At 39.8% G+C, this 17,633-nt stretch carries 24 protein-coding genes and 2 pseudogenes; 4 read left to right on the top strand and 22 right to left on the bottom strand.

Going from position 1 to position 17,633, the window contains the following annotated elements:
• Window positions 1-2: 2 nt before the first annotated feature.
• From ACYUJT_RS04030 to ACYUJT_RS03970, 13 genes and pseudogenes are all read right to left on the bottom strand, one after another.
• Window positions 3-233: a hypothetical protein gene (locus ACYUJT_RS04030; RefSeq protein ID WP_460318978.1), complete on the bottom strand. Its 231-nt coding sequence runs from the start codon at window positions 231-233 to the stop codon at window positions 3-5.
• 222 nt (window positions 234-455) lie between these two features.
• A complete protein-coding gene (locus ACYUJT_RS04025; protein ID WP_460318977.1) occupies window positions 456-1,532 on the bottom strand; it encodes a glycoside hydrolase family 11 protein in 1,077 nt (358 codons plus the stop codon).
• A 314-nt stretch (window positions 1,533-1,846) separates the two neighbouring features.
• Window positions 1,847-2,914: a polysaccharide deacetylase family protein gene (locus tag ACYUJT_RS04020; protein ID WP_460318975.1), complete on the bottom strand. Its 1,068-nt coding sequence runs from the start codon at window positions 2,912-2,914 to the stop codon at window positions 1,847-1,849.
• A gap of 287 nt (window positions 2,915-3,201) precedes the next feature.
• A pseudogene (locus ACYUJT_RS04015) lies at window positions 3,202-3,499 on the bottom strand (VOC family protein).
• A 10-nt stretch (window positions 3,500-3,509) separates the two neighbouring features.
• A complete protein-coding gene (locus ACYUJT_RS04010; protein WP_460318974.1) occupies window positions 3,510-3,956 on the bottom strand; it encodes a GNAT family N-acetyltransferase in 447 nt (148 codons plus the stop codon).
• Window positions 3,957-3,984: 28 nt separating this feature from the next.
• Window positions 3,985-4,323 carry an NIPSNAP family protein gene (locus ACYUJT_RS04005; RefSeq protein WP_460318973.1) on the bottom strand — a complete coding sequence of 113 codons (339 nt, stop codon included), beginning with the start codon at window positions 4,321-4,323 and terminating at the stop codon, window positions 3,985-3,987.
• Window positions 4,324-4,407: 84 nt separating this feature from the next.
• Window positions 4,408-5,013, bottom strand: a complete 606-nt coding sequence (locus tag ACYUJT_RS04000) for a class I SAM-dependent methyltransferase (RefSeq protein WP_460318972.1) — start codon at window positions 5,011-5,013, stop codon at window positions 4,408-4,410.
• Window positions 5,014-5,086: 73 nt separating this feature from the next.
• Window positions 5,087-5,524 (bottom strand): DUF1801 domain-containing protein, encoded by a 438-nt coding sequence (locus tag ACYUJT_RS03995; RefSeq protein WP_460318970.1) that lies wholly within the window; start codon window positions 5,522-5,524, stop codon window positions 5,087-5,089.
• 33 nt (window positions 5,525-5,557) lie between these two features.
• Complete coding sequence (locus ACYUJT_RS03990) at window positions 5,558-6,241, bottom strand: hypothetical protein (RefSeq protein ID WP_460318968.1); 684 nt, start codon at window positions 6,239-6,241, stop codon at window positions 5,558-5,560.
• Between the two features lie 65 nt (window positions 6,242-6,306).
• The gene (locus tag ACYUJT_RS03985; RefSeq protein WP_460318967.1) at window positions 6,307-6,702 is read right to left on the bottom strand and encodes a hypothetical protein; all 396 of its coding nucleotides are present in this window, start codon (window positions 6,700-6,702) and stop codon (window positions 6,307-6,309) included.
• Between the two features lie 98 nt (window positions 6,703-6,800).
• A pseudogene (locus ACYUJT_RS03980) lies at window positions 6,801-6,926 on the bottom strand (GNAT family N-acetyltransferase); the annotation flags it as partial.
• Between the two features lie 116 nt (window positions 6,927-7,042).
• A complete protein-coding gene (locus ACYUJT_RS03975) occupies window positions 7,043-7,339 on the bottom strand; it encodes a histidine phosphatase family protein (protein ID WP_460318965.1) in 297 nt (98 codons plus the stop codon).
• A complete protein-coding gene (locus ACYUJT_RS03970; RefSeq protein ID WP_460319764.1) occupies window positions 7,320-7,553 on the bottom strand; it encodes a hypothetical protein in 234 nt (77 codons plus the stop codon). The genes ACYUJT_RS03975 and ACYUJT_RS03970 overlap by 20 nt, the downstream gene beginning before the upstream one ends.
• A 207-nt stretch (window positions 7,554-7,760) precedes the next feature.
• On the opposite strand from ACYUJT_RS03970, the gene ACYUJT_RS03965 reads away from it, so the two are divergent.
• Window positions 7,761-8,342, top strand: a complete 582-nt coding sequence (locus ACYUJT_RS03965) for a TetR/AcrR family transcriptional regulator (protein ID WP_460318963.1) — start codon at window positions 7,761-7,763, stop codon at window positions 8,340-8,342.
• A 53-nt stretch (window positions 8,343-8,395) separates the two neighbouring features.
• Window positions 8,396-9,052, top strand: a complete 657-nt coding sequence (locus tag ACYUJT_RS03960; RefSeq protein ID WP_460318962.1) for an MBL fold metallo-hydrolase — start codon at window positions 8,396-8,398, stop codon at window positions 9,050-9,052.
• Between the two features lie 45 nt (window positions 9,053-9,097).
• Here the strand turns inward: ACYUJT_RS03960 and ACYUJT_RS03955 are convergent, their stop codons facing one another.
• Genes ACYUJT_RS03955 through ACYUJT_RS03940 form a run of 4 tightly spaced genes read right to left on the bottom strand, consistent with a single transcriptional unit; the run spans window position 9,098 to window position 11,437 of the window.
• Complete coding sequence (locus ACYUJT_RS03955) at window positions 9,098-9,820, bottom strand: class I SAM-dependent methyltransferase (RefSeq protein WP_460319763.1); 723 nt, start codon at window positions 9,818-9,820, stop codon at window positions 9,098-9,100.
• A gap of 57 nt (window positions 9,821-9,877) precedes the next feature.
• Window positions 9,878-10,324 carry a hypothetical protein gene (locus ACYUJT_RS03950; RefSeq protein WP_460318960.1) on the bottom strand — a complete coding sequence of 149 codons (447 nt, stop codon included), beginning with the start codon at window positions 10,322-10,324 and terminating at the stop codon, window positions 9,878-9,880.
• 54 nt (window positions 10,325-10,378) lie between these two features.
• Window positions 10,379-10,834 carry an NUDIX hydrolase gene (locus ACYUJT_RS03945; RefSeq protein ID WP_460318959.1) on the bottom strand — a complete coding sequence of 152 codons (456 nt, stop codon included), beginning with the start codon at window positions 10,832-10,834 and terminating at the stop codon, window positions 10,379-10,381.
• A 60-nt stretch (window positions 10,835-10,894) separates the two neighbouring features.
• Window positions 10,895-11,437, bottom strand: coding sequence for a histidine phosphatase family protein (locus tag ACYUJT_RS03940; protein ID WP_460318957.1), 543 nt, complete (start codon window positions 11,435-11,437; stop codon window positions 10,895-10,897).
• A gap of 289 nt (window positions 11,438-11,726) precedes the next feature.
• Here ACYUJT_RS03940 and ACYUJT_RS03935 point away from each other — a divergent pair, with 289 nt between their 5' ends.
• On the top strand, window positions 11,727-12,785 hold the full coding sequence (locus tag ACYUJT_RS03935) for a type I restriction endonuclease (RefSeq protein ID WP_460319761.1): 1,059 nt from the start codon (window positions 11,727-11,729) through the stop codon (window positions 12,783-12,785).
• A 264-nt stretch (window positions 12,786-13,049) separates the two neighbouring features.
• Here the strand turns inward: ACYUJT_RS03935 and ACYUJT_RS03930 are convergent, their stop codons facing one another.
• On the bottom strand, window positions 13,050-13,532 hold the full coding sequence (locus ACYUJT_RS03930) for a nucleoside deaminase (protein WP_460318954.1): 483 nt from the start codon (window positions 13,530-13,532) through the stop codon (window positions 13,050-13,052).
• Window positions 13,533-13,579: 47 nt separating this feature from the next.
• Window positions 13,580-14,287 carry an ankyrin repeat domain-containing protein gene (locus ACYUJT_RS03925; protein WP_460318953.1) on the bottom strand — a complete coding sequence of 236 codons (708 nt, stop codon included), beginning with the start codon at window positions 14,285-14,287 and terminating at the stop codon, window positions 13,580-13,582.
• A 120-nt stretch (window positions 14,288-14,407) separates the two neighbouring features.
• Here ACYUJT_RS03925 and ACYUJT_RS03920 point away from each other — a divergent pair, with 120 nt between their 5' ends.
• The gene (locus ACYUJT_RS03920; protein ID WP_460319760.1) at window positions 14,408-15,328 is read left to right on the top strand and encodes a LysR family transcriptional regulator; all 921 of its coding nucleotides are present in this window, start codon (window positions 14,408-14,410) and stop codon (window positions 15,326-15,328) included.
• Between the two features lie 108 nt (window positions 15,329-15,436).
• Here ACYUJT_RS03920 and ACYUJT_RS03915 read toward each other — a convergent pair whose 3' ends face one another.
• The 3 genes from ACYUJT_RS03915 to ACYUJT_RS03905 all read right to left on the bottom strand — a co-directional run bounded on the left by ACYUJT_RS03915 (window position 15,437) and on the right by ACYUJT_RS03905 (window position 17,489).
• Entirely contained in the window at window positions 15,437-15,907 is a 471-nt protein-coding gene (locus ACYUJT_RS03915; protein ID WP_460318952.1) for a GNAT family N-acetyltransferase, read from the bottom strand.
• A 15-nt stretch (window positions 15,908-15,922) separates the two neighbouring features.
• On the bottom strand, window positions 15,923-16,972 hold the full coding sequence (locus ACYUJT_RS03910; RefSeq protein WP_460318951.1) for a leucine-rich repeat domain-containing protein: 1,050 nt from the start codon (window positions 16,970-16,972) through the stop codon (window positions 15,923-15,925).
• Window positions 16,973-17,183: 211 nt separating this feature from the next.
• On the bottom strand, window positions 17,184-17,489 hold the full coding sequence (locus ACYUJT_RS03905) for a hypothetical protein (protein WP_460318949.1): 306 nt from the start codon (window positions 17,487-17,489) through the stop codon (window positions 17,184-17,186).
• Between the last annotated feature and the right edge of the window lie 144 nt (window positions 17,490-17,633).

The following is a 17,633-nucleotide window of genomic DNA, read 5'->3' as shown; positions in this document are numbered from 1 at the left end:
ACTTACTTTTTATCATCATTAAATAATTTCACACCAGAAATAATGCATAAGAGAAACAATAATAATAATCTTAGCCAATCCATTAAAAGCCAAAAGTCGCCGCCATTCACAATACTAAAACTCAACCCGTACTCATCCACAAAAATGCCCATATTCCAAAATAACTTTAATGAAATAATTAGCGAAAGAAAACTTAAGGAAAATAATGCAATGGATAGTACTTTTCTTTTCATTAAAATGATCTCCTTGCTATTAGCCATAATTTTTCATATACGCTCCAACTGCCAACTTTGAATTGATAGTTTTAGCAACACTGGAATTATTTTCACTATATTTACTTTACCAGACGATTTGATATTTTTCTATGTAAAAGAAATTAGGGAAACCCCAAAAATCCCGGCAGGGAAAACCCACCGGGATTTTATTGAGAGTCGGTCATTTACAGCTTCCCATATTTAATTGATTTCCAAATAATCGAGGAAAGCATCCCATGTTCCGTTATCGGCTGTAACTACAAGCTCAACCTCTTGATTTCCGGTTCCATGGCTGACATTATTCAAGGTATATACCGCAGGACTGCTTCCGCCGAAGTAGAAGGTTCCCTTCGTTTGTCCGCCGATTTTCAAATCAACTCTAGCCATGTTGGAATTGTTCGAAGCACCGCGGAGTGAGAAATTATGCGTGCCAGTCGTGAAATTGTGATTAAATTTCACCGAATCACCATTGGCGTATAGAGCCACTCCGTTGAACGGTGAGCTGATATTCCCGGCGTACGGACCGCTTTTGGTCATACTCTCGGCTTCTACTTTCGTACCTGTACCTGGCTGAGGCGTTGGCGTTGTTCCCCCGCCGCCAATGTTCAATGTGTGGCTGTACACATTAGCGCTTCCACTACTTTGATAGCCCTCTACTGTAAGAGCAACTTCATACATCTTACCCATTGTCATGCCTAATCTTTCCCAAGCTTTAAAGTGCTCGCTTACCGAGATGGTCCCGCTTGTGCGCTTAGACGTCCGTACACTCCAATACTGCTTGAAAGTAGCCGTGCCTTTAATGGATGGTTGGTTAACTCGAGTCGTCTCATATATGTCATAAGTTCCCCCGTCAACAGTAACGGTGCCCTTTGGCGAAGCTCCAGGCGGACGCCAGCTGCCCCAGCTATCAACGATATAATATTCTACCAGCGGATCAACCGTCCAGCCATAGACCGTTAAATATGAGTTACCGTTTGGCTGATAAGTTGCCCCATAGGTTATCGAGATATTTCCAATCTGCTGATGCGTTTGCGTTTCATTAAACCTCTTGCCTTTTCGGAATAAAATATTATTGATATTGCTCCACTCAGCACTGAACGTACCTCCACTACCGAGAACCATCGTTCCGTTTCCGCTATCCTTCCAGTATTCATAGTCGTAACCGTCATGAGTTCCAACCGAATTGCTGGTGACCGTTTGCGCACTTACTGCCCCAGGTAATATAAGCGTAAAACAGAGTAAAAAAGCGGTAATTAACTTCGTCCGTTGTGATTTCATCGAATATTCCTCCCTTTTGGTTTAAACTGCATCTCGTCATACTATGATGCTGTGCAGCCTTTGGCAGGCCTGTTCCATCACTTCCTTCCAATAGTGTATTGAAAGCGCCTGCAATTATTATTCTATCAGAGAATTCCTTCCTATTTCTTGTAATAAAATAAAGCTCCTACCGTCAAAAGTTTAGTTTTTGCCCATAATTTACCTTTTTTGGATGCACATAAAATCCCGGCGGGAAGAATCCCACCAGGATTTTACTTGCGGAACAGTCAGTATTCAACACATCCACTACACAGGATCAGTTGCCCATCCGAGTTTTATTGGATCTCCAGGTAATCAAGGAAAGCATCCCATGTTCCGTTATCGGCGGTTACCACAAGCTCAACCACTTGATTTCCCGTTCCATGGCTGACATTGTTTAAGGTATAGACCGCAGGGCTGCTACCGCCGAAATAAAAGGTCCCCTTCGTTTGCCCGCCGATTTTCAAATCGACCCTGGCCATGTTGGAGTTATTCGAAGCACCACGGAGTGAAAAATTATGAGTACCAGTCGTGAAATTCTGCGTGAATTTCACCGAATCGTTGTTGGCATATAAAGCTACTCCATTGAATGGTGAGCTGATATTCCCCGTGTACTGACCGCTCTTGGTCATACTCTCGGCTTCTATCTTCGTACCTGTAACAGGAGGAGTTGTGCCCCCGCCGTCAGGCGCAACTGCCCGGCCGGTGCTTGGCGAGATCATCCCGGAGCAAAGGCCACGGTTCTTGAGATTTTGCGCAATCTGCGGGATCGCCTGGAGCGTTGCTTGGTACTGGTCATGCATCAGAATCACATCACCGTTTTGCAGTCTGCCTGCTGCGGCTACGATTTGGGCGGTGCTGGCGCCGTTCCAATCCTGGGAGTCAACATTCCAGAGCACTTCAGTAAGACCGTTCTGGGACAAGATAGACTTCAAAGTGGCATTCGTCTCGCCGTACGGCGGACGGAACAGCTTCGGTGCAGACCCGGTAGCCGACTGGATCGCCTGCTGTGTTCGTGTAATTTCCGAAGACATCTGCGAACTGCTCAGAGTAGTCATATGCGGATGTGTATAAGAGTGGTTGCCAACCCACATGCCTGCGCTCACCTGGTCCCGCACCAAAGACGGGTAATTCTGTGCATTTTGTCCCGTATTGAACATCGTTGCACGCAGGCCAGACTGCTTCAGTGCATTAAGCAGGTTTGTCGTGTTACCGGGATTAGGACCATCGTCGAACGTCAGGCCAACGTAGCCATTCGGGCAGTTGGCATCGGCAGCACTGGCGGCGGGCATCATCGGAAGAGAGAACAATGAACCGAAGAGCGCAAGAGCCAGCGCTCCTTTAGCTAGTTTTGCTTTGAACATAATAGTACCTCCTCGTCATTAAATACGAGTATAGTTACTCCCTTCACTCCTGGTCGCTGCAACTCTCTCTATGAAATTAGAGATTTGGCCTCATCTCCTTGTGATTTCAGTATCCCAACAAAAAAGCGCTTTCAAATAAAAAGATTGCTGCTGCTACCTTTTCATAATGAAAGCCGCTTTTTGCCAGGTGTCTCTAGTATAAATGATCAGAATGCCAAATAATATATTACAATTAAACCATTTTACCCCAATTATCTTAGGAATATTTGTGCTCCAGCTGAAATTTTCTATTTTACTGGCTTTATACATTCTACTCTGTTTCCAAATGGATCTCTAAATTCAAATCTTTCAAACCCTGGAATAGGTATAGGCGAGATGAGCTTTTGTTAATAAACGATCAACTCCAGCTTCAGTTCCAATATGCAACTGTTGATCGCCAACTTCAACCCAAAATCCACCTCTGCCAAGTAAACTTTCAGGCTTTTGTATTTCTTTCAGTTGTAATACCCCACAATAGAACTTCCTTGCCTCTTCTTCTTGGCCCTTTGGAATTGTAATTTGTGCATGATGAAATCTGAGTATCATAATTTGCCTCCTATTCATGAACCATTTCCAACCTCTTAACGAATCTATATCCATTGATATCAAAACCATGTTTCTTATAAAATTCATGTGCTTTTATTCGTTCTGGTTTTATACCGCTTGTTAAATAAAGACTATTTGCACCCTTCTCCTTAGCCCAATTCTCTATAAATCCAAGTAGCTCCTTTCCTATTCCTTTACCCTGAAAATCCTCTCTAACAACTACGATTGAAATTTGTACTGTAACTCCATCGCCTTCGTAATAGTGTACTAAGCGAGTACCAATCATTCCAACTACTTCATGATCTTGAGTTGCCACGAATGTAAAATAATCCGGGTTATTCTCTATCAGCTTCATTCTCTGCTTCATGCTATGCACTTCCGTTGGATACCCTAAATCAGTCATTAAATCAGTTACAGCTTCTAGATCACTTGAATTATATTTACGTATTAAAACCAACGAACAATCACCTACTCTCTTAAAATGGTTAAAATATCGGCTTTAAAATAGTTTTGTCTCTATCTACGGTTGAGGTGATAAATTCCTGTTTGATCTCTTGTTTTAGTACTTCTTTAAAACGCTCTCTGCCAATCTGATCAAATCGCTCTTGGACTCTTGTTACATGTTCTTCATCTGCTTTTATCTTAGTTTCAATCTCCTCGTACTGTTCAAATGTATCATATTCCCAGAGGGCAAAAATCTCACTCGTGTTCTGATCCACTTCAAGATGCCATCTGCCGATTAGTCTAGCTCCATACTTCAATTGAGATGGTAAGAGAATGTCGTTAAATAAAGCATTAAACTCCTCCACAAATGAAGATTCCACGATATATGTCTTTCTCCGATAGATCATTTTTTCACCAACCTTATTAAAATTTCCGATGATAATATTACTGGTAACGTACTTGCATTATTTTCGTACGGTAGCTCGAATAAGAAACACTGAATTTACCATCATTCGTTCCAAGTGTTCAATTTCAATTCCAACATCATATACCATCTTCAGAATGTCCCTATTCTGATGGCAGCCGACTAATTTTACAGATAATCCATCAAATCGATTCTGGAACCATGCGTAGGTCGGATTCGTACTGATACCGTGTTCGAACAACAGGATATTCCCTTTGTCTTTTACCCATGCCTTCATTTTGCCTAAAACCTCTTCTGGCTTCCTGTACGCGCATAAAGACAAAGTGGATACGACGGTATCAAATGAGTTCTCTGGGAATTCCAGGCTCTCCACATCGGAAACCAACAACTCGCAATCTACGCCGCATTCCGCTGCGGCCTCCTTCGCTTTTTCAATCATCTTTGGGCTGAAATCGACCGCCGTCACATGAACACCCTTCGGGTAGAACGGAAAATTATTTCCAGCCCCAACCGATACTTCCAATACCTTACCCGCGGCATGTCTCAATAAACGGCTTCGTTCGCCAGCCATTTGGAGTTTTTTTCGTCGCCTTGCATACGTTTTGGCCTGTCGATCGAAAATACGCACTCCATTTTGATTGGTCACTTCACAATCACCTCGCTCTTTTCCTAGTATGTTCCCACTTAAGTTTTGTCATTTTGCCTTCAATGGAAACTTGCTAAATATCCTTCGTCACTTCGATCCATTTCGATACAACTTCAATTAGTTTACTTTTCTTATCCTCCACATCACTTGCCGATGCAAAAGTTACAGTGGCTCTATCACCGGTCACCCAATCTAATAGCCCTGTATCATCTTTTAGAAGGGGACCTTTATCCGCATAATCTGTTTTCTTTGATCCACAGTGAAAAACTAGGCGAAATCCTTCTTTCCCATGAAAATTGAAAGTGATTCTATCTTGATTATTAACACAAAAGCTAGGCGCATTCCATTTAATGTGCTCTGATAATTGGTCATGTGAATTCAAGATGATTTTTCGAATTTCGTCGATTTCCGGTTTTAATGGATGATCAAGCTTCTCCAGAAACTCTAATACTTGCTCATGGCCTGAAGGTTTATTAGATTTATTAATTTTATTTTTATGATTTAGTTCCATGTTATCCCCCAAGAAAGTGGAGTTTTGCCTATGCTAGTTACTCACCCATCTTACCGAGTCCATGGTTTCATTTACAATTCGAACCATGGCGTCGACGCCAGCGATGGGACAGTGATACTCAATCCGGAGCACATGTCGATCGAACTCGTAGAAAAGAACACCGGAAAAGAACGAATCCTCTTTATATTGATTATGCTTGCCCTTCAGTCCGCCATTTGAGGTAGTCTCGATAAACTCACCGGAGAAGGAACCATCGTGATCTTGCAGTTCCTTGGCCACCGCTTCATTTAATGATGTATTCTCCATCACTTCATACGAGATCGTTGCTACTCCAGACAATTCACTTGAAAAAACGATTCTCTCGCCCTCTACAACAGGATCGCCCATAGTCGTTCGCAACGCGAAGGTCACTGCATAGGGTTCGATCGTATACTCCGTTCCATCGAATATCGCCGTTTCATGCTCCAATGAGGTTTCCAACTTGACGTCGCTACCGACCATAACCGATATCTTCGCTGCGTCGGTTGCTGTGTCCGGCTCAAGCGCATCTTTTTCTTCCGCTTCGTTAACCCCGTCAGGCGCTTCCTTGTACGCATGCTGATTCGTTGGAGATCCATTCTCCAGCGATTGTTCGGCTGGATTGTGTTGCCCCGTACACCCTGCTACCATCAATATGAGTACGGCAACAAGTAGCGTTGATATCCATTCTTTACGCATCGACCTTATCCCCTCTCCGTCACCCATTAATCAAGGCAACAATCCTAATAGTTAGAAGTTTTATCTCATTCATTATTATCATCAGTTTCATAAATATTTGTACTGCAACAAATTGATTTATTATATTTAACTTGGACAAGAACCTCATCATCATTGGAACCTTTAATAAATTTTTGTTTTAATTTTCCCTCATTATTTGCATAAATATAAGAAACATCGACATCTTTGTATCCTTTAACATAGCTGTACTTATATCCATCGTTGGTTTCATATGAATGTATTTTTACTTCTGGGTCATTTTTAGCTGCTTGTAACCATGGGTCTATCTCTTTTCCATGTTTAGGTTCGACTTTATTTAATTCATACGAAAATAGGAATGGCTTCTCATTTTGATAGCTTTTGTTGTTGGAACAGCCTGTCATTAGCAAGATTAATGAAATAATTACTATCGGAAATCTCAACCTACCTCACCTCCGTTTTACAAGATGTCCTGTCACATAACTACTCCGAACATTCCCGTCATGCCCTTATGCTTGTTTAACCCATAGCGATTACGTTATAGTGATTCCATTATCAACCTTCCGATACCTTGACCTTGGTGAATAGGGTCAACAGCTACATCTTGAATGTAAAAATATATCTGTCCATCCCCTACAATCCTTCCCATTCCAATCACTTCATCAGAAAGCTAAGGCATACTCCAATCTAAGTCATTGTTTATTTTTGTTTTCGAAGTAAATCCAACCATAGTATGTTATCCAGAATACGATGATTACAAGAAAAGTGTACGGTTTTGAGTTTCTAGGTAAGTAAATGGCAGAAATTATTGCAGCTATCAAAAAAAAGGGTAAAAGAGTAAAGTATTTTTTCATGAGTGCCAATAACCATATTCTTTCCTTCATAGGTTTTAAGCAGTTCCATAAACGTCTTGATTGCTCTTTGTTGAGCAATTACTGAAGATTCACCTTCTAGAAAAGAAAATTCGAATTCCTGATACACCTTAAATTTTGCCTCTTTAAATTTATGATCAGGTATTATTCCAATTTGTCTTTCCCTCAGGTCTTTCGCGTTTCTACACTTATTTACCGTCCTTCTCATTTCCGCGTTTAAAATTTCCGGTCAATTTAGCCAGGACTAACTGGGTTTCCAGATGGCTCTTACCTTCTATCGCTTTGAAAAATTTATCGCTCGCCTTGCCAGAAAGTATAGTAACTTGCTTCCCCATCCAATAAATAAAAACTTTATTATCTTTAGTTCTCTTATAGGTGAACACATCTTCACTAAGTCTATTTCGTTTATCAATGTTACCCATACTATCATTCCAATCTGTCATTATATTGTTTTGTGATGTATGCTCTTACCTTAAACTTGGCGTTTGTTAGCTGAGCTTTCTTCCATTATTATACACTACCCATTTCATTTATTAGCAGAGCCACAAAATAAGTTCGATGATATTGACAATGGGATATCCGTGCGTTAATCTCATTATGTACCAAGTTGTATAAAATGAGGTGAAGAAATGGCACGCCCCCGTGAGTTTGATGAAAAAAAAGCATTGAACGACGCTTTGGAGCTGTTTTGGGAGAATGGTTACGAAGCAACGACTATTTCAGATTTAGCCAGTAAAATGGGAATCAATCGCCCAAGTCTGTACGCTGCATTTGGAGATAAGCGCGAGCTGTTTGATATGGCGCTAAATGCGTATCAACATAATTATTTAAACAAACTCCATGATATCTTGGAATATAACAAGTCGGGTTATCGGGGTATTGAGGCCGTATTTACTCGCTTTGTGGAATCAATAAGGAACCCGGCTGCTCAACGTGGCTGCTTCTTTGTTAATTCTATAGCCGAATTGGCTGCCCAAGATGAGGATATTGCCGCCAAAGGACGCGAATTTCAAGAAAAGGTAATCGACCTGTTTGCAAATGCCCTATTGAATGGAAAAAAAAATGGCGATATTCCACTAGATTTAGACATTGAAGCTACCTCGCATTTTTTAACAATGTCATTGGTGGGATTAAATGTTGTAATCAAAACTATGCCTGATGAAAACTATATAAAAAATAACGTGCATATCATCCTGAGCACGATTAAATAAATTTTTTTGATTATTATGTACCAATGTGTACAAAATCAAAGGGGTTGAAACGAATGAAATTGAAGCAATTGACTCGTCATGTATGGGCAGGCTGCGCTTATTGGCCGGTGCCTGTAATGGTTTGGATCGTTGAGGATCGCAATGGATTGACTCTTGTCGATGGAGGCCTTCCTTCCATGTGGAATCCGGTACAAGAAGCTCTGCACACCACATTCCCCAATCGGTCCCTAAACCGGATTCTATTGACGCATGGCCATGGCGACCATGTCGGAATGCTTTATGCGTTAACGGAACACCTGCAATTGCCAATTACGGCACACGAGATTGAGATTCCATTTCTTACTGGAGAAAGATCTTACACCACTTTAAGACCAGGAAGCAAAAATAAAGACATCCAACCCTTTCCTCAAAACATTCTACAACCACTTAACATGGACAACAATTACGGCGGACTTATTCCTTTTCATACGCCCGGTCACAGCCCAGGGCATGTTGCGTATTATCATCCTGAAGATCATATTTTGCTTGCCGGCGATTTATTCACCACATTTTTCGGTAAACTCCGTAGACCGATAGAAAAGTTCACTGCAAATATGGAGGAATCACTTCAAAGCGGAGCCATTGTCGCTAGATTGCAACCAAAGTTAACCGCCTGCGCTCATTTCGGAGTAGTTAAAGATGCCTCGATCCAATACACTAATTTGGTTTAGCGGATTTAGGTTCCCGACAGACACTCACTTTAGATAACTTTTATCTTAATTGGGTGTCTGTGTTGGTGAACACTCAAACACATGAAAATAGGTTCCTTCTCCATATCCATCCTTCACTTCATGCAAATGAATATGTTGAAAGCCATTTGCCTTAAGTACATTTTCAAACTCCTTAATATCATAAAGACGAAGAGGAAAATCCATCATTTCTGTCTTTTCGACTTTGTTCTCTTTAACTAACTGATACTTCAACTTAGTGACGAGCATGGATTGTTCTTTGAAATATTGAACTTTTTTATATTTAAAAATCAGTTCATCGTTAATATATTTCTTTTCTGATTCAATCCAATCTGAAATCTCTTCTATATCATTACTTTTTAACATAATCGTCAAAAGAAGCTTCCCATTCATCGTCAGTACAGATTTCATCTTGGCTAGACTTTTATTAACCAGTTCACTTGGCAAAAGTGAAAAAGATCCAAACGGAATTATAATCAAATCGTATCTATTGGGGCTAACGAATTCTTCGATTTTTTGATAGTACACATTAGGCTTCAGGTTTAATCTATCACCTTTTTCTCTACAGACCTTAAGCATCTCTTCTGAAATATCGAATCCCTCTATATTAATTCCACGTTGCATAAAGGGTATCAACATTCGTCCATTTCCACACATGGGCTCAAGTACACTAATATCTTTTCTATCTACAAAAGAAAGATAAAAATCAAGTTCCTTACCTTCTGCTAACGATTTATCACTTTCATACATTTTCGTGCAAAGTTCTCCATAATAACTTATCACTAGTTATCCCCCTTGATTTTAGGATTAAAACCTGTCGTCAATCTTCCATTCATTATTTTCAAGCAGAATTGAATAGTTAGTTCCATCTGTCTCACCATTTTCCCATGTTCTAATCACTGAAATTATCACATCGTTATTTTCACTAAATTCTATATCCTTTATGTCAATAGACTTTAGCTGTAACGAATGCCTATTTAATTCATAATAGGTTTTTACCATCTCATTTATTGTCTCTTCCTCTGAATAATCTCCTGTACACCATGAATAAACACTCTTCACATATGAATCCGTTGCATATTTCCTCCAGCTTCTAATATCATCAAAATTGTGAAAGTAACCATTGACAGTTTCTGTAAAGTTCCCTCCTGGAACTTTTTCAATGCTATACTTTACTTCTACGAATTGTCCTTTCCCACATCCAGCACTAATCATTATTAAAATTAAGAAAATAAAAATAGACTTAAAATTCATGTTGTTCCCCTTATTTAAATTCATTTATACTTCTGATTGTAAACAAACAATCCCTTACCATTTCGTTATGTATCCTGCTTTTCTAAGATAATGTTCTGTAAATGGATTTAAATTCGCGATTGGCTCTCTCAAAGAAAAATAATCCAGTTCATGACTCTCATTGTCGTTTACTTTCGGACTCCCTTCAATCTCTTGAGCCTCAAAAATTGCCATTACATTATAGATTTCATCACCATGAGGGTATTTGAAATACATATCTTTACCAGATAAAATCGTTATGAATTTGAACGATTTTGCTGTTAAACTTGTTTCTTCAAAAAGCTCTCGAGCTGCAGTTTCTTCCAACGATTCTCCAAGCTCTAGTGCACCGCCTATGGTCCCCCAATCATTTGTATCTGTTCTCCTTTGAAGAAGCAACTCTCTATTCTCATTGAATATTAACACGCAAGAACCTACCATAATTAAAGGTCTAGATCCTACAAATGCCCTTAAATCCATAATATATCCCATTGCTACGACCTCCATGATTTTATGACTTCTTTCCGTGAAGAACTTATATTTGCAGCAAAGTTACGTCCAAATTCGAGTGATACGTCTTGTCTCTTCCCGATTTAGGTCAAGTTCAAATACATCCGGATTGCTTAGCCTGCTCCAATCATTGAATCCAATGTCATTATCATAATACTTCAATATTAATGACAAGAGATTTCCGTGCGTTACTACTACGATGTTCATCTCAGGACGATCAATTATTTCCTCAATTACGGAAATCCCACGCATCATTGCCTCGCGTGATGATTCTCCGCCTGATAACTTCATATCCAAGTCTTCAAATGATTCTTTTAATTTCTCCATCCAATCGTCAATTTCTTCTGCAGACAGAACCCTCTCGCACAGCCGATTATCCATGTGGATTGTCATATTTAAAGCCTCAGCCAACGGACGTATGGTAGATACAGCTCTTTCATATGAACTGGATATGATATAGTCAATCTGTTTAGCAATGAACAGCGCAGCTAGTTGATCAGCCTGGAGCTGACCCTCGCTAGTTAATTGTGCATCTGGTTCTTGACCATCAGCTTTGCAATGTCTAATAAGGTATATACGCTTCAAGCAAGATCACCTCGATATATGATTTTTTTATCAGTAATTAACTATCCGATTTCATTTTTGAACTCTATTGTGGATATATGTTAACAGAAAAATATAATTTCTTGTATAATTTGTTTATTATACTTATTTTTATAGTACAATTTAGTTGTACTTAGTTATTTAGTAGGACTCTACTTGTTCGTTCAAAAAGGCTTGCCAGTTTATGAAAGAGAACAAAGCAAATGTCAGGACGACAAGGCGGCTGAAGCAACTCCCCCAGCCGATGGGGAATTTTTTAGGGGATGTACATATGGAATTTACAGATCAAATTAAATCACTTGCAAAAAGAGTTCAAAAGATGAAAGAGAGTATTTTGACAGAAGAAGCCACTAAAACCTCGATAATCATGCCTTTCTTCCAAGCATTGCAATATGATGTATTTAACCCAGAGGAATTTTTACCGGAATTCGTGGCTGATGTTGGAATTAAAAAGGGAGAAAAAGTCGACTATGCCATTATGCAAGATAAAAAACCGGTCATTCTCATTGAAGCAAAGTCGATTCAAGAACAACTAGGTAAACATGACTCTCAACTGTTTAGATATTTTGGCACTACCGAGGCTAAGTTTGCCATCTTGACCAATGGAATTATTTACAGGTTTTATACCGATCTTGAAGAACAAAACAAAATGGATGCCACCCCTTTTTTTGAATTTAATCTTTTTGATATCAGAGAACATCAAATTGTTGAGCTTAGTAAGTTTAAAAAAGATAATTTCGACATAGAAAGTATCAACACAACTGCAGCAGAATTAAAATACACTAATGAAATTAAAAAATTTTTAAAAGTTCAGTGGGACAATCCAAGTGATGACTTTGTTTTATCAATTCTGACTGACGTATACCCCGGAAAAAAAACAAGACAAGTGATTGATAAATTTAGCGGAATCGTTAAACGATCATTTAAAGAATTCGTAAATGATATCCTGAACGACAAGCTTCAGTCAGCGCTGGCAAATACCAACGCAGAACAAACTTCTCTAGAAGTTGTCTCAACTATAGAAGAGGTTCGTGAGAGTTCTCCAGAAATTGTAACAACACAGGAAGAACTTGAAGGATATTTAACAACACGAATACTTTTGATGGATATTATCCCTCCAGATCGTATCACTTATAGAGATAACTTAAGTTATTTCAATATTTTGATTGATAACAATATTCGGAAATGGATCTGTCGACTTTTTTGCAATACTTCAAATAAGAGTGTGCAGTTTAATGATGATGACAAGACAACGATCCCTTTAAACTCGATTTCCGATCTCATCTTACATCGGGAAAAGATAATTCAAACTGCAGAACGTTTTATCTAGTATTTAAATAAAAGCCGGTTTCGGCTTTTATTTTTTACCTAATACAAGAACATACATTTCTTTTAACAATGATTTTGTCTAACTTTCCTGTATTCACAAAACGACCCAGCCCTAGATAGCTTTTATCTTAGGCTGAGTCGTATGTTGTCCGAGCTTTCTTCTCTAATTATACATCTGGTAGTCGAGAAGTGATACCCCGCAACATGAATCATGGGAAAGAAAAACGGGTATAACATGATAAAAAATCAAATTATACCCGTATTCTCACCGTCGCATCTTGTGAAACTGACGATGGAGCTGGTGAACTTGCCCTGAGAGTTCAGGAACCGGGCCGTCGACGACGGTATCACGAATCACATCTTCAATCGGAAGATTACGAACGCGAGACGCGGCTATTCCCATTTCCTCCAACCATTGTGCCAATTGTTTGGAGGAACTTGCATAAACGATCCGCCCCAATCCAACCCAGCCATGTGCCGCAGCACACATCGGGCAATGTTCACCGGAGGTATATACGGTCGCCTTGCTTCTCTCTTCAACTGTCATATTCCCGGCTGCCCACCGGGCCAACGCAAATTCGGGGTGCTGGGTATGGTCACCGCCAGCTACATGATTATGGTCTTCCGCTAGAACCTCCCCATCGGCGGAAACCAGAATTGAACCGAACGGCTCATCACCAGCTTCCAAAGCTGCCCTCGCCAGTTCAATACAACGTCTCAGGTGCTTCAAATCGATCTCTCTTATCATTACATCTTCAATCCTTTCATCAGAACTACAGAAAAATCTTAGATTGATTATGCCCCTGCTTCGAGTAATATATCGGCAATTTCATTGAACCCTTTTTGCCGAGCATGTTCCAAAGGAGTGACCCCATTTCCGTCACCTATATTCACATCGGCTCCATGAGTGATCAACAGTTGGACGATCCTCTGATGTCTCTCGCCTCCGTTACCTAATATGATGGCTTCCAATAGTGCCGTCCAGTTCAAGTTGTTGATATGATCAACATCGACATCAGAACGTTCGAGTAATTCTTGAACAACTTCAACATGACCGCGTTCCGAAGCCGGGATCAAAGCCGTTCCACCGAAACGGTTCGTCAGCTTCGTATCGGCATCGGCGTCAATTGCCAGTTTTACAATCTCGAGATACCCCGACGCTCCGGCATATAAGAAAACATTATTTAAACTGTTGTCACGAATGTTAATGTCCGCGCAATGTTGGATCAGTACCTTTACCATATCTGCTTTGTTGCTATACGTTGCTGCCATGACAGCCGTTCTTCCACTTTCATCCCTCGCATTGATGTCTGCTCCATCTTGGAGCAGCTTCAGAACGTGAACAGTATCTCCTTTCTCTGCCGAAACAATCAATTGTTGATTCATGTTCTCCACCTTCTTTTCTTCGGACTGAGATGCGTTCGATAGTTGCTTTATAGAGCCGGAATCGGCCTGGCACGCAGCCAGTAAAGTAACAAATACAACTAGCAAGAGACGATACACCGATATGCCTCCTTTATCGTTCTTGACCATTATGCTAACATGAAAATATCTAAATGAAAAATATATAATAAATAAGTTTTCTATATGTTTATCATATACAAAAAAGGAGTGTGCTTAATGATGGACATCAGACAACTGCGATATTTTATTGCAATTGTAGAGGAAGGGAGCATATCAGCCGCGGCAAGAAGACTACATATTTCTCAGCCTCCTTTAAGCCAACAATTGAGGGGCATGGAAGAGGAGCTCGGTGCAATCCTGGTGGAGAGAAACGGAAAATATATGGAAGTAACGGAGGCAGGAAAAACGTTATATACCTATGCGTTGCAAATGAATCAGTTAATGCAAGAGGCCGAATTGGAAGTGAAGGAAGTTGGAAACGGAGTGAACGGCAGTTTGACAATTGGCGTGAATACGTTTTCGGTTACCGGTTTGCCCGAAATCCTTCATCAATTTCAGCAGCATTACCCAAAGGTGACGTATAAAATTCAACAAAATGAGTCCGCCCATCTTTGTCAGTTAGTGCGGGATCGGACTATTGAACTGGCATTCATTCGATTGCCGCTTGAATTGGATGATTTTTCTGTTCTACACCTATATACTGAGCCTTTTTATTTGATTACATCCCGGAAACAGAAACGATTTGAACATGAAGTATTGCTAGAGGACATAACCGACGAGCGGCTCTTATTGCCAAGTACGCAGGGACTAGGTGTGCACTATTTAATTCTGGAAGCATATTCCCGGCACCGTCTGCAAGCCCCTGTTATCGGCGAATGCTCCGATATTGCGCTGTTGATGGATTTGGTTTCTACTGACTTTTGTTCATCCATCGTTCCGGAAACATTGCTTAAACGCCATAAAGGGTATCCGATTCATGCGTACAAAATTTCTGCCACCGTTGGATTGTCTTCTCCAATTGGGTTAGTATGGATGAAAAATCATCGTTTATCCAACACGGCCCAAAATTTTATCGAGTTATTTAAAAGGCATCTACAGCATCATGCGCTCACGACCAATACACATGCACCGAACAGGTAAGGCAAGTTAATCTCGATTTCAAACAAAATACCCGCTAAAATGGATTATATTTTGCGAATACATTTATATCATACCTCCCTTGATTTCGTGATCTTGAAATAACGGAAGTTACAATAATATTTCCCACTTCTCTTCGAAAATTTCCTGATTTGATAGATATGATTTCTTGACTTCAGAGACCTCAAAGCCGTTTTTTTCATATAATTTTCTTGCAGCATGTAATGATTTATTCGTCCATAAAATAATTATCTTGTAATGATTATCTTTACAAAATCTTACAGCTTCATGTATCAATTGATTCCCTAAACCTTTTCCTCTTTGATCTGGTTCTATAAGAAACCAGCGTAATTGCGCAATGTCGTCACTAACTTTAACTATTCCTATTGAGCCTTTAAGTATCCCCTCTTGATCAACAACCCAAATATTTTCTTTTTTATCATCCTTGTTCTTTAGAAAATGGTTTAGTGAATCCATTATGAACTCATTAAATGAATCATCAAATTTATATTCTTGCTGATAGATTCGACAGTGTGATTCCACAATATAGTTAAGATCTGTTTCCATATAAGACCGGATCAAATGATCACCACCTGGTTACTGTTCTATTAAACTTTCCCATAAGGAATCCTGTGATATATTAATGTATTTCAGCTGCTTCATACCCTTGAGGAAATCAGGCTTCCGATGGATCATGCACACTCCCAAGTCCAGAATTCGCAAGTGCTTCAGTTTCTCTAACTCGAGCGGTAAATCAGTGATTGAGGTGTATTGAATCGTAAGCTGCTCAAGTTGTTCTAGCTCTCCAACCTCCGGTGGGATGCGATTTAGACTGATTGCTTCTTTTGGCTTAACCCGATACCCGGGAATCGGTCGATCCGAGCTCCCACATTGAATGCAAAGCTCTCTCAGATTCTTTAGTCTGGATATAGATGCGGGAATACTCTCCAAATCAGCCGTCAGAATTTTTAACCTTTCAAGCTTGCTTAACTCGAACAGCTCTTCGGGTAGACGATAAAGATCCTGTTCAAAAATTTCTAGATCACGCAGTTCTGTAAGGTATTGGATTTTCTCAGGCAGCTCTGTTAGCCTATGTCCACTTATATACAGCCGATCAGTTTTATGCTTTATGGCATCATTTAACAGACAGTCCAGGTCCCGGTGCGCTTTTAATTCCAAAAAAAGCCCCGAAATTTGATCCATCAGTTCAATTGCTTCTTCCTCGGCTACATTTATACCATACATTTGTTCATGCACAACGGAGTAAAGGTAGTCTCCCCCACCTTCTTTCAAAAAACACAGGTCTTCTGGCAGGTTCGGATAAATCCAATCCGACAGCCGGTTTGCCCTTTGCTTCAGTACATTTCCGCTTTCTTCGCAGCATCTATAAAAATAGTAGGTTCCTGCAGTATAAAAGGCATTACTGCGATAAATATCTCTTATTCGTGTAACTTCATCCATATTATCGCCTTGAATTACGATTGTTTTCACCAGATAAGGTTCCAGCGCTTTTATGACGCTAGTATATTGATCCCGTACTACATCAACCGAAACTTTTTCCCCTAATACAAAAAACTCCGAATTCCGTATAGCCAAATCTATTACCTGCTCATAAGCTTCACCTTTAGGGTCTGTATATAATCTCATCCCAATAAGTCTCCATTCCCATATGTTCTGCTGTTCACGAAATTTATCCGCCTGAATTTACTTCAATTGCAAATACATAACTTGAATCTCCTTCGCCTATTCTATTCTCTTTATCAATTAGCCAATTAGCTGAAAGAGTATAGTAATATATTCCCTCCGTGTTTGGAACCTTAAACTCGTTGTCTGTTATCGTTTCTTGAGTAATCTTATCTTAATTATATTTTGTAAGTACTAATTCGGTTGGCTGCTTTCCTTCAAACTGAATTCTAATCGTCGCATTTTTTACAATCCTGTCTGTATCTTTGTCCTTTAACATTTCGTTTGAACTTATATAATCGACGCATTTCGTACTCCAGCAGTATGAACTTTGATATATTTTAATCTGTTTCCCGTTTGCTGTTAACTTAGGCTGAGGAGGCTCATTCCCTAAATTTTGATTGGAGTCTTTTCCATTTGTTGTACATGCATTTAGAATAAAAAGCATCAGCAATATTATAATCCATAATTTCTTATTCATTAAATCACTCCCTTTTTAAGGAAGACGAATCATGATGTTGAAATGTTCCTGTTCCAGAAAAAAAGCAGAAGCAGTCCTATATAAGGGCTGCTCCTTTTAAATGTATGCCAGCATTTCAATACTTGAAAATACTCATCTTGTTTT

Source organism: Paenibacillus sp. YSY-4.3 (genome assembly GCF_054767475.1).
This window is presented reverse-complemented; position numbering and strand designations above follow the sequence as displayed.

Excerpts from the sequence above, each read along its gene's own strand:
- ACYUJT_RS04030 (WP_460318978.1), bottom strand. The coding sequence starts at position 233 with ATGAAAAGAAAAGTACTATCCATTGCATTATTTTCCTTAAGTTTTCTT.
- ACYUJT_RS04025 (WP_460318977.1), bottom strand. The coding sequence starts at position 1,532 with ATGAAATCACAACGGACGAAGTTAATTACCGCTTTTTTACTCTGTTTT.
- ACYUJT_RS04020 (WP_460318975.1), bottom strand. The coding sequence starts at position 2,914 with ATGTTCAAAGCAAAACTAGCTAAAGGAGCGCTGGCTCTTGCGCTCTTC.
- ACYUJT_RS03995 (WP_460318970.1), bottom strand. The coding sequence starts at position 5,524 with ATGGAACTAAATCATAAAAATAAAATTAATAAATCTAATAAACCTTCA.
- ACYUJT_RS03990 (WP_460318968.1), bottom strand. The coding sequence starts at position 6,241 with ATGCGTAAAGAATGGATATCAACGCTACTTGTTGCCGTACTCATATTG.
- ACYUJT_RS03975 (WP_460318965.1), bottom strand. The coding sequence starts at position 7,339 with ATGAGAAGGACGGTAAATAAGTGTAGAAACGCGAAAGACCTGAGGGAA.
- ACYUJT_RS03970 (WP_460319764.1), bottom strand. The coding sequence starts at position 7,553 with ATGGGTAACATTGATAAACGAAATAGACTTAGTGAAGATGTGTTCACC.
- ACYUJT_RS03965 (WP_460318963.1), top strand. The coding sequence starts at position 7,761 with ATGGCACGCCCCCGTGAGTTTGATGAAAAAAAAGCATTGAACGACGCT.
- ACYUJT_RS03960 (WP_460318962.1), top strand. The coding sequence starts at position 8,396 with ATGAAATTGAAGCAATTGACTCGTCATGTATGGGCAGGCTGCGCTTAT.
- ACYUJT_RS03955 (WP_460319763.1), bottom strand. The coding sequence starts at position 9,820 with ATGTATGAAAGTGATAAATCGTTAGCAGAAGGTAAGGAACTTGATTTT.
- ACYUJT_RS03950 (WP_460318960.1), bottom strand. The coding sequence starts at position 10,324 with ATGAATTTTAAGTCTATTTTTATTTTCTTAATTTTAATAATGATTAGT.
- ACYUJT_RS03945 (WP_460318959.1), bottom strand. The coding sequence starts at position 10,834 with ATGGGATATATTATGGATTTAAGGGCATTTGTAGGATCTAGACCTTTA.
- ACYUJT_RS03935 (WP_460319761.1), top strand. The coding sequence starts at position 11,727 with ATGGAATTTACAGATCAAATTAAATCACTTGCAAAAAGAGTTCAAAAG.
- ACYUJT_RS03930 (WP_460318954.1), bottom strand. The coding sequence starts at position 13,532 with ATGATAAGAGAGATCGATTTGAAGCACCTGAGACGTTGTATTGAACTG.
- ACYUJT_RS03920 (WP_460319760.1), top strand. The coding sequence starts at position 14,408 with ATGGACATCAGACAACTGCGATATTTTATTGCAATTGTAGAGGAAGGG.
- ACYUJT_RS03910 (WP_460318951.1), bottom strand. The coding sequence starts at position 16,972 with ATGAGATTATATACAGACCCTAAAGGTGAAGCTTATGAGCAGGTAATA.
- ACYUJT_RS03905 (WP_460318949.1), bottom strand. The coding sequence starts at position 17,489 with ATGAATAAGAAATTATGGATTATAATATTGCTGATGCTTTTTATTCTA.